This is a genomic window from Duncaniella sp. C9, from assembly GCF_004803935.1.
GTDB lineage: Bacteria > Bacteroidota > Bacteroidia > Bacteroidales > Muribaculaceae > Duncaniella > Duncaniella muris.
In genome coordinates, this window is the sequence record NZ_CP039547.1 from 1,689,728 (window position 1) to 1,706,033 (window position 16,306).

Below are 16,306 nucleotides of genomic sequence, written 5' to 3' on the forward strand. Positions count from 1 at the left end.
CCTGCAAACAAAGTTCACTGCGACAGCCGTTACTTTGACACTTTTTGCCATATCGGCAGACGCTATCGCATATCCGGTGGAAAATCATTAGTTTATGTGGAGAAAAATTCGTAACTTTGCACCCCGAAAAATCAGAATCAATCATTCTCGAAGAGTTTATATAAAAAATTAGATGATAGCTGTTAACAATTTAGGAATCCAATTCGGCAAGCGTGTGCTCTTTCAGGACGTGAATCTCAAGTTCACTCCGGGCAACTGCTATGGTATAATCGGTGCGAACGGAGCCGGCAAATCGACTCTTATGCGCATTCTCAGCGATCAGCTTTCGCCCACTCACGGCACTGTGAGCCAGGGTCCAGGCGAGCGCATGAGCGTCCTTGAACAGGACCACTTCAAGTTTGACGACTGCACGGTGATGGAAACCGTGCTCCGCGGTCACACTGTGCTCTGGGATATCATGCAGGAGAAAGACGCTCTCTATGCCAAGGAAGATTTCTCTGATGCCGACGGCATCCGCGCCTCTGAACTGGAGGAGAAATTCGCCGAACTCGAAGGCTGGAATGCAGAAAGCGACGCTGCGGCCCTCCTTAGCGGTCTCGGCATCAAGGAAGACAAGCACTATACTCTCATGCGCGACATGAGCGGTAACGAGAAAGTCCGCGTGCTTCTCGCCAAGGCTCTTTTCGGAAATCCTGACAACCTGCTGCTTGACGAACCTACCAACGACCTTGATCTTGACACCGTGGCATGGCTCGAAGACTATCTTTCGAAATTCGAAAACACTGTGCTTGTGGTCAGCCACGACCGTCACTTCCTTGACTCCGTCTGCACCCACACTCTCGATATCGACTACAACAAACTCACCCTCTTTGCCGGAAACTACAGCTTCTGGTATGAGTCATCACAGCTCGCCCTGCGCCAGCAGCAGCAAGCCAACAAGAAGGCCGAGGAAAAACGCAAGGAACTTCTTGAATTCATCCAGCGCTTCAGCGCCAACGTGGCCAAGTCGAAGCAGACCACCTCGCGCAAGAAAATGCTCGAAAAACTCAATGTCGAGGAGATCCAGCCCTCATCGCGCCGCTATCCCGGCATCATCTTCACCCCCAACCGTGAGCCCGGCAACAAGATTCTTGAAGTCAAGGGCCTCACAGCATCGGTCGATGGCGAGATCCTTTTCAAGGATGTCAATTTCCAGGTGGAGAAGGGCGACAAGATCGCTTTCCTCAGCCACGACCCGCGTGCGATGACTGCCCTCTTTGAGATCATAACCGGCAACCGCAAGGCTGACGAGGGCACCTATGAATGGGGCCAGACTATCACTACCGCCTATCTGCCGCTCGACAACTCTGCCTTCTTCAACTGCGACCTCAACCTCGTTGACTGGCTTTCGCAGTTCTCCAATGACAGCTCAGAGATCTATCTCAAAGGCTTCCTCGGCAAGATGCTGTTCTCAGGCGAGGAGGTGCTCAAGAAAGCATCAGTGCTTTCCGGTGGAGAGAAGATGCGCTGTATGATAGCCCGCATGATGATGGCCGATGCCAACACTCTCGTACTCGACTCGCCAACCAACCATCTTGACCTTGAGTCGATCCAGGCCTTCAACAATACGCTTCAGGCCTTCAAGGGCAATCTGCTTCTGTCAAGCCATGACCATGAGTTTATCCAGACTGTCTGCAACCGCATCATCGAGCTTACTCCAGGCGGTACGATCGACAAGATGATGGACTATGATGACTATATCACCGACGAGAAGGTGCTCGCCGCCCGCGAAAAGCTCTACCCGCAGAAAGCCTGATCATCTCTTCCGCAGGCCGTCACTGACAAAATAGAAAACCCGCAAGCGTGATCTGAATCCGATACACGTTTGCGGGTCTTTTTTTCTGCCTTCATGCAAGGATATGAATTGTTTCCCGGCAAGTCTGTAGATAGCGGTCAGGCAGTAGAAAAAACGCTTCGGACCGCAGTCGGTCCGAAGCGTTTTTTGTGATTTTTATCTGCTGATGCAGGATGTGCTTATTTGCAGATGGCCTGGTGCATTGCCTGGAATGCCTGGGCTATGCCGTCTTTGTCTTTGCCGCCTGCCTGGGCGAATCCGGGCTGGCCGCCGCCGCCACCCTTGATGGCTTTGGCTGCCTCACGTACAATCGCTGAGGCGTTGAGCCCTTCCTTGACAAGGTCATCGGTGAAAGCCACGGTGAGCAGCGGCTTGCCTCCCATGTCGACTGTGGCTGCGATAAACGCAGTCTTTTCAGGTGACTGCTGGCGCACTCCGAAGGCAATTCCTTTGACCACATCGGGCATACGGACACCGGTGATCGACACGAGTCTGATGTCATTGACGGTCTCGGCTTTGGCAATGGCATCGGCTGTGAGGTTGCGGATGCGTTCCTGGAAATATTCTTCGGCCTGCTTGCGCAGTTCGGCATTTTCCTCGATAGACTTGCGGAGAGCCTGGAGCACGTCAGGGGCATTGTGGAGCAGTTCGCCGACTTCACGCATGTTGTCTGAAAGCTGGTCGATCATGTCTTCGGCCACTTCGCCGGTCACTGCCTCGATACGGCGGATGCCGGCGGCGATGCTCGATTCGGAAATGATGCGGATCATGCCGATATTGCCGGTGTTGGGCACGTGGGTGCCGCCGCAGAGTTCTACTGAGTCACCGTATCTTACCACACGCACTTCTTCGCCGTATTTCTCGCCGAAGAGAGCCATTGCGCCCATTTCAAGAGCTTCGGCTATCGGCATGTGGCGGTGTTCGTCAAGCGCGATGGCCTTGCGCACGTTGGCGTTGGCTATACGCTCTGCCTTGCGGAGTTCTTCAGGAGTGACTTTCTGGAAGTGAGAGAAGTCGAAGCGGAGCATTCCGGGCGACACGTAAGAACCTTTCTGTTCCACGTGTGAGCCGAGCACTTCGCGGAGTGCGGCATGGAGCAGGTGGGTGGCGGTGTGGTTACACTCGGTAGCGCGGCGGTTGGCTTCGTTGATGCGTGCGGTGAATTCGGCTTCCACGTTGGCAGGGAGTTTCTTGCTCAGGTGAACTGCCTGGCCGTTTTCGCGCTTGGTGTCGTAGATCTCGATCTTTTCGTCGGCCGATTCGAGCCATCCGCTGTCGCCTACCTGTCCGCCCATTTCGGCATAGAACGGAGTGGTGGAGAGCACTATCTGATAGAACTCCTTGTTTTTCTGAGTCACCTTGCGGTAGCGGAGTATGCGGGTGGGTGCTGAGGTCACATCGTAGCCCACGAATTCGGTTTCGCCTTCGCTGACGGTCACCCAGTCTGTGGCTTCTACAGCAGCTGCGTTGCGGGCACGGGTCTTCTGGGCTTCCATCTCGACGTCGAATTCCTTTTTGTCGAGAGTCATGCCGTTTTCCTTGAGTATCAGTTCGGTGAGGTCGAGCGGGAAGCCGTAGGTGTCATAAAGCACAAAGGCTTCTTTGCCCGAAATCTCGTTCTTGCCCTGCTTGCGGGCGTTTTTGATGGCCTCGTCGAGAATGGCGATACCCTTGTCGAGAGTGCGGAGGAAAGAGTCTTCCTCTTCTTTGATCACCTTCATGATGAGCTCGCGCTGTGCAGCGATTTCGGGGTAGGCTTCGCCCATCGAGTCGATGAGGGTGTTGACAAGCTTGTACATGAACGCCTGCTTCTGGTCGAGGAAGGTGTAGGCATAGCGGACGGCACGGCGCAGGATCCGTCGGATCACATAGCCGGCCTTGGCGTTGCCGGGAAGCTGGCTGTCGGCGATCGAGAATGCGATTGTGCGGACGTGGTCGGCAATCACGCGCATGGCCACGTCGACCTTGGCGTCTTTGCCGTATTCCTTGCCTGAGAGCTGCGCAATGCGGCTGATCAGCGGAGTGAACACGTCTGTGTCATAGTTTGATTTCTTGCCCTGGAGAGCCATGCAGAGACGTTCGAAGCCCATGCCGGTGTCGATCACCTTGGCCGGGAGCGATTCGAGAGAACCATCGGCCTTGCGGTTGAACTGCATGAACACGAGGTTCCAGATTTCGATCACCAGAGGATTGTCTTTGTTGACAAGCGATGCGCCGTCAGTCTGAGCGCGTTCTTCATCGCTGCGGAGGTCGATGTGGATTTCCGAGCAGGGACCGCAGGGGCCTGTGTCACCCATTTCCCAGAAGTTGTCGTGTTTGTTGCCGTTGATGATGTGAGATGCGGGGAGATGCTTTTCCCAATATCCGGCAGCCTCGTCGTCGCGAGAGAGTCCTTCGTCAGGCGCGCCTTCAAACACAGTGGCATAGAGGCGGGCCGGGTCGAGCTTGAGCACGTCCACGAGATATTCCCAGGCCCAGTCTATGGCTTCCTGTTTGAAATAGTCGCCGAACGACCAGTTGCCGAGCATTTCAAACATTGTATGGTGGTAGGTGTCCATGCCCACTTCCTCAAGGTCATTGTGCTTGCCTGAAACGCGGAGGCATTTCTGCGAGTCGGCCACTCGCTGGTATTTCGCGGCTTTATTGCCCAGAATGATGTCTTTGAACTGGTTCATGCCGGCGTTGGTGAACATCAGGGTGGGGTCATCCTTGATCACCATCGGGGCGGAGGGCACGATGTGATGGCCCTTTGAGCGGAAAAACTCTTTGAAAGATTCGCGTATTTCCTTAGCTGTAAGCATAATTTATGGTGGTTTATTTGATATTTTCAGATATTTTCGGGCCTTCCGGCCAAACAACCCGCAAAGATACGAAATTTTTTGGCTTGTCTCCGCATTATCGCACTAAATACGGGCGGGGCGGGTGTAACTTTGTGCGTAAATTTAACCGTACAAGTGTACAACCTCTTATAATGCGCTATGAAAATACCTGCTTCTGCCACAAAGGGCAAAAAATGTGCGGCCGCCCACCGCCTCCCTGTCTCGCAAAAATTTTATAATGAGATTTCAGCCCGCATCAGATCGTCATTCGCATCTGTAAGCCCGTCAGATGCTCTCGCTGAGTCGGCGATATGCTGCGTGGAGTCATATCTGCGCGAGGGTTTGTTGCCCTCCGGCGCGGTGGTTGAATCCGTGCGGCTGATGTTTGCACTGCTTCGGCCGGAGATAGACAAAGCTATGGCCCGTTCGGCGGCGGCCCGCAGGCGCAGGCGCAAGCCGCAGACTGACGCGACTGTCACTGACGGTGCTGAAAATGAGCCGTCGTCTGAGTCGATATCCGATGCCATTCCTGAGTCTGTCAGGGAAATGGCTGGCTCTGATTATGATCCTGAAAAACTTGCAAATATTTTCAAAGCCCTTTCGCGCCCCTTTGATGAAGACGAGGAGGATAAAGACGATGAGGAGGCCGGAGATGCCGCTCCGGCCGTCATGCTCAACCGCCGCCAGCGTCGCCGTCAGGAGCGCCTTCAGCGTAGGGATGCCCGCAGGTTGGCAAAGAGACGATGAAAAAAACATCGGCAGTGCCGGGCTATATATTCGCGGCAAATCACTACTTTTGCGGTAAAGTAAGAAATGTCATGGAAAATATTGAAAAATCGCTGCCCGACTGGGCTTTTCAGATGAACTGTGCCGTTACCGTGTGTGATGCCGACGGAGTGGTGGTCTATATGAATGAAAAGGCACTCGAAACATTTTCGAAACACGGAGATATGCGTGGCCGCAATCTCATTCCGTGTCATAATGAAAAATCAGTAAGCATGATCCGTCATATGCTTGCCACCGGTGAGTCAAACGCATATACGATTACAAAAAACGGTGTCCGGAAGATGATCTACCAGACACCGTGGCGCGTTGAGGGACGGATTGCCGGACTTGTCGAGATCTCGATGGTGATTCCGGCTGAAATGCCCCATTATGACAGAGGCTGAATCTGATCAGTCCTCAAGATAATAGACAATCGTAGAGACTACGCGGACTTTCTTGATGAAGGGAGTCGAGGAGTCGCTGTCGTCAATCGAGAACTGTCCCTGCGATGCAGTCTTGATTTTTCCCACACGGCTGTCGCTGTCGGCTGCAAACTGGTCGGCTGCCGAGCGAGCGTTTTTGGTGGCCTCGGCTATCATTTCAGGCTTTATGGAGTTCAAGCCTGTGAACTGATAGTTGATATAGGAATTGGAGAATGCTATTCCCTCTTTGAGCAGTTCAGACTGGCGGTTGAGCAGCTCGCGCACCTTTGCCACCTTGGTGGTAGTGACGGTCACCGTGCAGTTGATCGAATAGTTGTAGCTGAACGAGTCGGAGCGGTAGCGGTTCGAGGTGGCGTCATAAGCGTCAGGCGGATTGACTGAAATTTCGTCATCGCTGATACCGTTTGAGGTCAGGAATTTCACGATTTTGGCATTGTTGCTGCTGACCTGGTCATAGATGGTCTGAAGATTGTTGCCTGCCAGTGAATAGGTGATGGGCCAGGTGACGAGATTGGCTTCGACCTCACGTTCGGCGAGTCCGCGCACTGTCACTTCGCGGTCGCGGAAAGCGATGTTGTCAATGCCTGCTTTCAGGCAGAAACCGGAAATCACCATGCCGAGGGCTATGATGCCGGCTGAGATAACAGAAGATGATTTCATAAATGCAGATGAGTTAAATGTTAAGTTGATAATATTGATGTTTGAATTTGTGAGGATGGCAAAATTAGCATTATTTGCCGGATCACGCCAATAAAGAATGGAAAAATTTGTAAATTTGTAGTTCGATTTTCCTCTATACTGATTTCAAAATAAACGGACGCGAGGGTTATAAGAAAAAATCCTTGCGCCTGACAACTGATGATATGGCAAAAAAAATAGCTGAGACCCCGCTGATGAAGCAATACATGGAGATGAAGAAGAAACATCCCGATGCCATTCTGCTTTTCAGGGTCGGTGACTTTTATGAGACTTTTTCCGAAGATGCGATAGCCGCGTCAGAAATTCTCGGCATAACCCTTACGCGAAGGGCCAACGGGTCGGCCCAGTATGTGGAGCTTGCCGGATTTCCGCACCACGCTCTTGACACCTATCTGCCGAAACTCGTCAGGGCCGGCAAGCGGGTGGCCATATGCGAGCAGCTGGAAGATCCGAAGACCACAAAGAAGCTTGTCAAGCGCGGCATCACCGAACTGGTCACCCCCGGAGTATCTATCAACGACACTCTGCTTGACCATCGCGAAAACAACTTCCTCGCGGCTCTCAACTTCGGTAAGCAGACCATCGGGGTGGCCTTTCTCGACATTTCGACCGGCGAATTTCTCGCAGCCGAAGGTTCGGCTGACTATATAGAAAAACTTCTCGGCAATTTCGCTCCGAAAGAAGTGCTCGTGGAGCGCGGCAACAAGAAACTGCTGGCCGACAGCTTCCCGGAACACTATCTTGCCTTCGAGCTCGACGACTGGATTTTTACCGAAGACGCCGCAATGGACCGTCTGCTCAAACAGTTCGAGACAAGTTCGCTCAAGGGCTTCGGAATCAACGCCATGCCATCGGCTGTCGTTGCCGCCGGTGCCATTCTCCACTATCTTGACATCACACAGCACACCCACATATCACACATAACCTCGATAGCCCGCGTGGAAGAGGAAAAAGCCGTCAGGCTCGACCGGTTCACAGTGCGGAATCTCGAACTCGTCCAGTCGATGAGCGATGACGGCAAAAGCCTCCTTGACGTGATTGACCGCACTGTAAGCCCTATGGGGGCGCGACTGCTGCGCCGGTGGGTGCTCTTCCCGCTGAAAGACGCGAGAGAGATAAACCGGCGCCTCGATATCGTGGAATATTTCTTCCGGGAGCCTTCAGAGCGTGATGATCTTAAAGACGCTCTCGCCCAGATAGGCGATCTGGAACGCCTGATCGGAAAAGTCTCGGCCGGGCGCGTCAATCCCCGCGAACTGATCCAGATGCACCATGCCCTGTCAATGATCGGGCCTATAAAGGAAATCTGTCTTTCTTCCGGACAGCCCGCACTCGAAAGCATAGGCCGTCAGCTCAATCCCTGCGCCGAAATGGCCGCACGGATAGAGCGCGAGATAGCTCCTGATCCGCCTACGGCCATCAATCGTGGGCCGGTGATCCGCGAAGGGGTCGACAGCGAGCTTGACGAACTGCGCGAGATTGCCTACAAAGGCAAGGACTATCTTCTGCAGCTTCAACAGCGTGAAAGTGCGCTGACCGGAATCCCCTCGCTCAAGGTGGCATATAACAACGTGTTCGGCTATTATATCGAGGTCACCAACACTCATAAAGACAAGGTGCCCCCCGAATGGATCCGCAAGCAGACCCTTGTGAACGCCGAGCGCTATATCACAGAAGAACTCAAGGAGTATGAGGAGAAGATTCTTGGCGCACAGGACAAGATAGCTGTCATCGAGCAGCGCATCTACACCTCTCTGGTCCAGGATCTCTGTGAATACATCCCCGCCATTCTTCTCAATGCCCAGATGGTGGCGCAGCTCGACGTGTTCGGCTCGTTTACACGTGTGGCTCTCGAAAACCGTTACAACCGTCCGGTGGTCGACGATTCTCTTGAACTCTCACTTGTCGAGGGCCGCCACCCCGTGATCGAGAAAGAACTGCCTCCCGGCGAGCCTTATATCACCAACTCGGTCTCCCTGTCGAACAACGGCACGCAGGTGATGATGATCACCGGTCCGAACATGTCAGGTAAATCGGCTCTTCTGCGTCAGACGGCACTGAATGTGCTTCTGGCTCAGATCGGCAGTTTCGTGGCAGCTGACAGCGCGCACATAGGCATTGTCGACAAGATTTTCACCCGTGTGGGCGCGAGCGACAATATCTCGCTCGGAGAGTCGACATTCATGGTCGAGATGAACGAGGCGGCCTCTATTCTCAACAACATGAGCCAGCGGTCGCTGATACTCTTCGACGAGCTCGGACGCGGTACTTCGACCTACGACGGCATTTCGATAGCCTGGGCCATCGTGGAGCATATACACGAACACGGTGGCATCCATCCGAAAACTCTCTTCGCCACCCACTATCACGAGTTGAATGAAATGGAAAAAAGTTTTAACCGGGTGGTCAACTATAATGTATCGGTGCGGGAAATCGACGGCAAGGTTGTCTTTCTCCGCAAACTCGCCCGCGGGGGCAGCGAACACAGCTTCGGTATCCATGTGGCAAAACTCGCCGGCATGCCCCAGACCATTGTCAGGAGGGCCGATGAAGTGCTCCGCCATCTTGAAAAAGTCAACCGCGAGAGCGACGAGCAGGTGAGCCGAAACCTCTCGGCCGTAGCCGATGAGGCTGAAGGAATGCAGCTGTCGTTCTTCCAGCTTGACGATCCGGTGCTTGCCCAGCTCCGCGATGAGATCCTCGATCTCGACATCAACAACCTGACCCCTATGGCGGCTCTCAACAAGCTCCATGACATCCGCACCATCCTCACCGGAAAATAAGGAGTAGGAACGGCACCGGCGTTCAGTCACGATGCAAGCGCATCGCTACATTGCTCCCCATACTTAGACCCCGTTCCCCGGCCATAACAAATATTGGGGGAACGGGGCCTTATTCCATGATCTGCGAGTACTGTAATGAAATTAGGTAATCGCCATTGAGACAATTGTATAGGTGCGGCAGTTATTCAGTCCGGTGTTCGCGGCGGTAGGCTGTGGGGGAGGTTTTGCGGGCGGCTTTGAAGCATTTCCCAAAGTAATTCAGGTCGGAAAATCCGCAGTCGAGGGCTATTTCCTTGATCGGGCGGTCGGTTTCGCTCAGCAGGGTGGCCGCGCGGCTGATGCGGCTTTCTTTGAGGAAGTCGGCCGGCGTCACGCCGAGCAGCGATTTCATCTTACGGTTCAGGCTGCTGCGGCTTGTGGCTGTAGCGGCTGCCATGTCGTCAATTCCGGCATCGGGGTTGCCGAGGTTCTGATTGATGAAGTCCATGACGCGGCCCATGAAGGCCTCATCGGCGGGGCTGAGGGTTGCGGTCGACGGCTGTTGCTGTTGCTGCGGGGCGCTGTCAGGCGGAGTGGAGAGCTCGGCTGATTCGGTGTGGCTGTCGACGAGCCTGAGATAGGCGGCGAGCAGTTCTTTCTGCTTGCGTTTCATCCTGCGGATGTAGACTATGGTCCAAGTGACGCTCACTATGATCAGGAGGATGGCGAGGATGTAAAGCACATAGGCCGCGGGCGTTTCCCAAAAGGTCGGAGTGACGATCAGGGTCAGAGTTCGTGTGTTGTCAAGCCAGTTGCCGGAGCTGTCGGAGGAGCGGACATGCAGGCGATATTCTCCCGGATCCATGTCGAGGAAGGTCACCGAGCGGTTTGTGCCGAGGTTGTTCCAGTCGCTGTCGTCCATCGAGAACTGATATTGCAGATCTTCGGTTGAGCCGTAGTCGAGTGCGGCGAAATTGATAGTGATATTGCGTTCGTCAGGCGAGAGGATGATGCTGTCCGTGCGGGCCGAAATCAGGCTGTCGGGGCGGTTTTGGAGGGCTACGGAGGTGAAGATGACCGGAGGCACGGGGCGCAAGGCTGTGTTCGCACGGTCAAGGTTGACCGAGATCGCTCCGTCTTCAAGTCCCAGAAGCCACCTGTTGTCGCCGAGCCGTAGCGGAGCGGCCTCGCTGAAGTGCATGTGGCGGTGCCAGAATGATGCGGGATAGGTGACGGTGCGGCCTGAAAGCGGATCAAGGGTGTAGATCATCTTGTTACTGACCACGAGAATGTCGTCTGCACTGCCTGTCGGGGCAAGCGAGAGGGCAACGTCAACGGGCATACCGGTGCGCGTGTCGAAGTGGACGAAGCGCGCGCTGTCGGAGTCGGCTGAGATTTCGGGCGGGAGCATGTTGACACCGTCACTTTCAGTTGCGATGAAGAGTCGGCCTTTGGCATCGGGGAGTATGTTCATGACGGCGATGTTGCCGAGTGAGGAGTCGTCGCCGGGACGGCTGACATGCAGGCGGAAAGATGTGCGGTCGAAGCGTTTCTCAGCGGGAAGGCCCACGGTGAGAAATCCGCCGGTGGTGGCGGCGGTGATAAGGCTGTCGCCTATGATGGCGAGCCGGCGCACACGGACGGCATTTTGCGGATAGTCGGCAAATTGACCGAGGTGGATGAATTCCGGGGCAACCGATGTAGGATTCAGGACACAGTCGATGCCTTTGCGCATGGTTGCAAGCCACATGCGGCCCTGACGGTCGAAGATGATGTCATAAATATCGTTGGCCGCGGGTGTCAGGCCCGGTTTCGCCGGATCGTGGCGGAAGTTTGTGACAGAATAAGCGTCGGCTGACTGCGGTGTGAGCCTGAACAGGCCGTCGGGTTTGCTGCCGAACCACATGTTGCCCTGCGGGTCGGCCGACATTGAGTAGATCGGAGATCCGAAGCTGACGAAAGAGTCGTGGAGATGTCCGTCACTGCCGAGATACCTGGGCGCGGCGCTGAGATCAGAGTAGACTGCCACGGCTTTGCTGTCGCTGTAAGAAATCCATATACGCCCTTTCGGATCGCGGACGCAGCCGCGGACAATCGAGGGCTCAGGATGCGCGAGATAGGTGTAGGGGAGTTGGCCGAGGGTCAGGCAGAAGGCGCCGTCGTTGCTGCGCAGCCAGATGTTGCCTCTTGAATCAATGGTACAGCAGGTCAGAGAGCCATCAGGAGCATCGATGCGGGCTATCGTGGAGTAGGGGCCTGCGGCAGAGGGGGCAGAGAGGACCGTGCCGTCGCGGGTGATGAGCCAGGCGGTGCCTGTGGAGTCGGCGCGCGAGTAGAGGAGGTCTTCGTTGCGATAGCCGCCGACATTGCCAAGTTGGCGGGTGTCGGGCGAGTGGTATTTCAATTTCGGACGCTCGTCAGTAAAGGCCGCCGATTCGACCGGGTTGGAATCTGACAGCAGGATATATCGGCCGTCGGCGCATTTCAAGACGGTCCGGCCGTCAGTAGCTGTCTGTATCTGACTGACATCGAAGGCCGTGGCGAGTTTCTTTTCAAGCTGTGAATGAATGTCGGTGAAACGGTGGGTGGAGAGGTTGAAATACAGAATTTTGTCGTCGATACGGCACCACAGACCGCCTGTCGATGCGGGTTTGATGTCGCGGAAGCGTTCGGAGTAGGAGCGTGCCTCGTCGTCGATCTGCGGGCGGATGTGTTCGAATTTGTAGCCGTCAAAGCGGTTCAGACCGTTCCATGTGGCAAACCACAGGACTCCGTCACTGTCTTTGGCAATCTGCTTGACCTGACGCTGCGACAGACCGTCGTATTCATCATAGTGTCTGATATGGCAAAACGGAGTCGCGGCAAAGGCGGCAACTACGGCTGTAAGAATCAGAAAAGTGATGAATGACAGGCTGCGTTTCATATCGCAAATATAATGCTTTTAATCGAATCGGCAGTTTGAAAAGCAACAAAAAACAGAGTGCGATTCCATCAACGGGCCGCACTCTGCTATCGCGTATATGAATGTGTGTTTAAAATACTATCGCTGTTCGATAAATTTTAGAAAATAAGCTTCTCAACTTTGATGCTTCCGTCGCTGCAAAGACGGCGGACGATGTTCAGACCTCTCGCGGGAGCGTTCAGACGGCGACCCTGGAGATCGTAGATCTCGATTATCTCGCCTTGGCCGTTTGCGTCAGCTTCAATTTCGCTGATTCCGGTCACAGAACCGTTGATGACGGCTGCTTTGGGGCTGAGACCGCCGAATTCGTTGACAGCCTGGATTGAATAGCCGCTTTCATTGGCACGGCTGACGGCCGGGTCGACTGTCATTGAAGTTTCAGTTGTGAATCCGATGACTTCATCGCCCTTGGTGATGAGATAGCAGATGGCATAGGGCACGGCATCCCATGAGATCACGCCATTGCTCAGGCCGGCTGAGGGAGTAGCGCAGGATTCGGTCTTGATGACTGGTTCCCAGTTGTCGGATCCGGAGAGGACGTTGCGCACGGTGTACTGTGCCGCCTCTTCGTCAGTGAGCGAGTTTTTGGCTTTGCCGTAGACCTTTTCGCCGTTGTCCATGTAGTAGTATGTGTCGCGGCGCTGTGAGAGATCGAGGGGATTGCCGTTGGCGTCAACAGTGTTCCAGTCGGCCCAGATTGCGGGGAGTCCGCCCATAGTTTCATACCATCCGGTGGCGGGGATCGTCACCTCGGCGCGGGTGTTGAGGAAGACGGTCTTGGGGTAGTTGTGCCAGGGACGGCCGAGCCATACGGAGGTTTCCGAGGGCACACCGGGAGCTGTGATTGTACAGTTGTTGAAGACATAGCCCCATTTTACGTCCGTTCCGTGAGAGGGAGCCACGATGTAGCCGCCGCTCTTGCGGTTGATGTAGAGGATGGTATTGTCAATGAAGATGTCACCGCTGTTGTAGATGAAGTCTACAGCACCTTCGATGAATGAATTGCGGACATAAGCGCGGTAAGCTGAGGTTGACGGAGTGATCCAGGTGTCCTGATAGGAGAGCATGGCTACGTTGTTGAAGATGGTGCGGTCGCCGGTGGTGTTGAGGGCGAGAGCCTGAGGACCTTCTTGACGTTCGTGGCCGTAGGAGTTTTCGAGAGTGATGTTTTCGAATAAACAGTCGTTGGAATTCACGACTACGGTGGCACCTACGCTTACATGGAGGGCATTGTCACCGCCGCAAAGCTTGTCGTCGAGGATGACGGTTTTGTCACGGTCCTGGCCGATGATGTGGAGCATGGGCTTGGATGCGGGGATGTCGACGTGTTCGTTGTAGTTACCGTTTTTGACGAAGATGAGCCAGGGTTTCACGCGGTTGGCGGGAGCGGCATCGATGGCATCCTGGACGGTTGCGTAGTCACCGCTGCCGTCTTGGGCTACGATAGCGTCAAAGAGACGTGCTTCGGGCTGTGAGCGCTCCATTGTGGTGAATGTCAGAGTGGTGCCTGCGAAGGCGTTGCCGCTGCGGTCGGTGATGGCTCCGGCGGGAACGGTGAACGTATAGGTGGTGTTGTAGTCAAGACTGTTGTAGTTGTAGACGATGCTCTTGCCGCTGAGGGTAGGAGCGATGGTCTCGCCGTTGAGAGTGGCGTTGCCGGTGCCGGTCAGGACTTTTTCGTTGAAAGTAAGGATGATTGAACCGGTTGCGGAAGCTCCGTCAGCTCCGTCGGCGGGGATGGTGCTTACGAGTATGGGGGGAACATCATCGTTGGCGCTTTCGCGGTCGGCGAGGATGTAGAGTTCGGCGATGCTGAGACCGTCATTGTCGCTGGTGTTGCCGACGAGCGGAGAGGTGCGGTCAGGCATGAAGCGGATCCAGACGCGTTGCTGTCCGGCAGCTTCGGCGGGGAGGTTGAACTCGTTGGAAGTCCAGCCTGATTTGAGGTTGTAGGTGCCGAATGGGTTGAAGTTCTGGCCGTCGGTGCTGTACTGTGCGTTGATGACGGTATAGGAATTGTAGGAGATGCCGAGGGCGGCAGAGAGGACGAGGTTGGTGTAGCCTACGGACGAGAATGACACTTCAAAGTAGTTCTGCTCCGAGAGGTTTTTCCAGATGCGTGCACCCCATTTGCCATTTTCAGCGCCGTTGCCGACACCGCGTGTGAGCCAAGAAGTGGTCTTGCCTTCGGGGTTGCGGAGGCTGAGCAGGCCGGCGTTGTCGCTTTCGGCTTTGTAGTCAGCGGCGCGCTCGCTTGCAGGCTGGTCGAAATAGAAGTCCCATCCGACAATGTAGTCGTCGGCCGAGAACACGGCGGTGAGGTTTTTCTCGCCGTCCATGCGGATTTCACGCGAGGGAGCCGTGGTGTTGTCTTCCCAGTTGTTGAAGGTCAGGATGCGGTTGTTGACAGTGGTGAGCCGGACATCGGTGCCCTCTTCGTAGTAGTGGACGCCATCAACTACGTTGCCTTCCGGGGCGAAAAGCACCTGATTGACATTGGCACCGCCCTCGATTTTGAGGTTGAGGGGGTAGACGTTATTTTGATCGAAATTGGCGGTCAACTCAGTGTTTTCGCTGATTTCAAACGAGTAGGGGTTGGCAGTTGAGACTGTCTTTCCGGAGGCATCGGTCCAAGAGGTGAAGTGATAGCCGAAGTTTTCAGTGACAGAGACCGTGAGGGCGGTTCCGGCATCGAATTCAGCTCCGCCGGGGGTGCAGGAGATGGTTCCGGCTGCGTGGATAGCGGATTTCAGGCTGAGAGTGTAGGAGGGAACTTCTTCGATCGCACCGCTGATTTTGCCTGAGAGTCTGATGTTTTGGAAAGCATATTGTTTGCTTGCATCAAGGTCCTTGATGTAGATTCTGATAAGGACAGGCCCGTCAGTGGCAGGCAATGAACTGAGATCGTATTCGCAGAGCGAGTAGTAGGGCTCGTTTTTGACGAGTGCGGGAGTGATATTGGTGGCGACAAGAGACTCGGAGCCGTCAACCGTCACGCCAACGTCAAATTTGCCGCCGTTGGTGCCTACGCGGCTTGCCTGAAATGATAATTTTCCGGGCTGGAATTTCAGACCCTTTTTGGGACGGATGATGAATGAAAGAGCGTTGGCTTCATCATTTGCCGTGTTTTTGCCGACAACGGGTTCGACCATCGTTGCCGAGATGCCGCCATCGGTACGGACACCCTTGATCAACAGGTTACTGCCGATCGAGAGACTTGCAACCGAGGTTGTGCCGTCAAGCGAGGCAACTGCGTTGAGATCGCTTGCAGGGCCCTTGTCGAAAGGCCATGAGTAATCTATGTCAGAGTCGACTGTGGTGGCGCCGGCTTCCTCGGCGGCGGTCACTGTGAAATAGTCGAGATTCCAGTTGGTTGTGCCTACTGTGGGGAGCAGACGGACGATGACATTGTCTTTGTTGTTGGCTGAGATTGATACGCTTGCTTTGTTATATATGTACCAGGCCGCGCTCGTGTCGTTCGTGCCGCCGTCGAACCATGAATTGCCTCCGTCGACTGACATGATGAGCTTGACGGGAGTTACAACATTGTTGCCCGGAGCCATTGCATAGTCGATGCTGATGCCCTTGTAGCCTTTGGTCGGGAAAGAGAATTCAAAGTAGGCTTTATGCTGCGAGGGATCGGTGTAGTCAGAGCAGTTATTTTCAGCAGAGCTGTTGTCGATGCGGAAAACGTAGTTCTGATAACCTTCGCAGAGCTGCCAGTAGCGGTTTTCGCTGTAAGCCGACATAGAGTAATCGGCTGAATTGCCTACGGCTTCGTCAGGACGCAAGACTGGGACTTGGTCTTTGAACCAGTAGTGGCCGATGGCAGCCCAGGCATTTCCGTTGGGAGTGTAAATTTGCTGAAGGCCTTCGCCTGCGGCTTTGTCATAGCCACCGTCGAAAGTCCAAGAGGCGAGCGTGGTCTGAGCAGAAACGCCCGCGACGGTTCCGGCAGCTATAAGGGCCGCAAGAGCCAATTTCTTTAAATAGTTGGATGACATGGAATAAGGTATAGATTT

8 protein-coding genes are annotated in these 16,306 nt (G+C 54.6%); 4 read left to right on the forward strand and 4 right to left on the reverse strand.

The features are described from left to right. Window positions 1-172: 172 nt before the first annotated feature. Complete coding sequence (locus E7745_RS06880) at window positions 173-1,795, forward strand: ABC-F family ATP-binding cassette domain-containing protein (RefSeq protein WP_136408522.1); 1,623 nt, start codon at window positions 173-175, stop codon at window positions 1,793-1,795. Window positions 1,796-2,013: 218 nt separating this feature from the next. Here E7745_RS06880 and alaS read toward each other — a convergent pair whose 3' ends face one another. Further along, window positions 2,014-4,635, reverse strand: a complete 2,622-nt coding sequence (gene alaS, locus E7745_RS06885) for an alanine--tRNA ligase (protein ID WP_123398332.1) — start codon at window positions 4,633-4,635, stop codon at window positions 2,014-2,016. Window positions 4,636-4,812: 177 nt separating this feature from the next. On the opposite strand from alaS, the gene E7745_RS06890 reads away from it, so the two are divergent. Continuing rightward, window positions 4,813-5,400: a hypothetical protein gene (locus tag E7745_RS06890; RefSeq protein WP_136408523.1), complete on the forward strand. Its 588-nt coding sequence runs from the start codon at window positions 4,813-4,815 to the stop codon at window positions 5,398-5,400. 71 nt (window positions 5,401-5,471) lie between these two features. Beyond that, a complete protein-coding gene (locus tag E7745_RS06895; RefSeq protein WP_205743428.1) occupies window positions 5,472-5,822 on the forward strand; it encodes a PAS sensor protein in 351 nt (116 codons plus the stop codon). Window positions 5,823-5,828: 6 nt separating this feature from the next. On the opposite strand, the gene E7745_RS06900 is transcribed toward E7745_RS06895, so the two are convergent. After that, on the reverse strand, window positions 5,829-6,521 hold the full coding sequence (locus tag E7745_RS06900) for an SIMPL domain-containing protein (protein ID WP_107031966.1): 693 nt from the start codon (window positions 6,519-6,521) through the stop codon (window positions 5,829-5,831). Between the two features lie 203 nt (window positions 6,522-6,724). On the opposite strand from E7745_RS06900, the gene mutS reads away from it, so the two are divergent. Beyond that, entirely contained in the window at window positions 6,725-9,343 is a 2,619-nt protein-coding gene (mutS, locus tag E7745_RS06905) for a DNA mismatch repair protein MutS (protein WP_136408524.1), read from the forward strand. Window positions 9,344-9,524: 181 nt separating this feature from the next. Here the strand turns inward: mutS and E7745_RS06910 are convergent, their stop codons facing one another. Both E7745_RS06910 and E7745_RS06915 read right to left on the reverse strand, forming a co-directional pair. Beyond that, window positions 9,525-12,245, reverse strand: a complete 2,721-nt coding sequence (locus tag E7745_RS06910; RefSeq protein WP_136408525.1) for a two-component regulator propeller domain-containing protein — start codon at window positions 12,243-12,245, stop codon at window positions 9,525-9,527. Between the two features lie 137 nt (window positions 12,246-12,382). Beyond that, window positions 12,383-16,288, reverse strand: a complete 3,906-nt coding sequence (locus E7745_RS06915) for a pectinesterase family protein (protein ID WP_136408526.1) — start codon at window positions 16,286-16,288, stop codon at window positions 12,383-12,385. Window positions 16,289-16,306 lie beyond the last annotated feature (18 nt).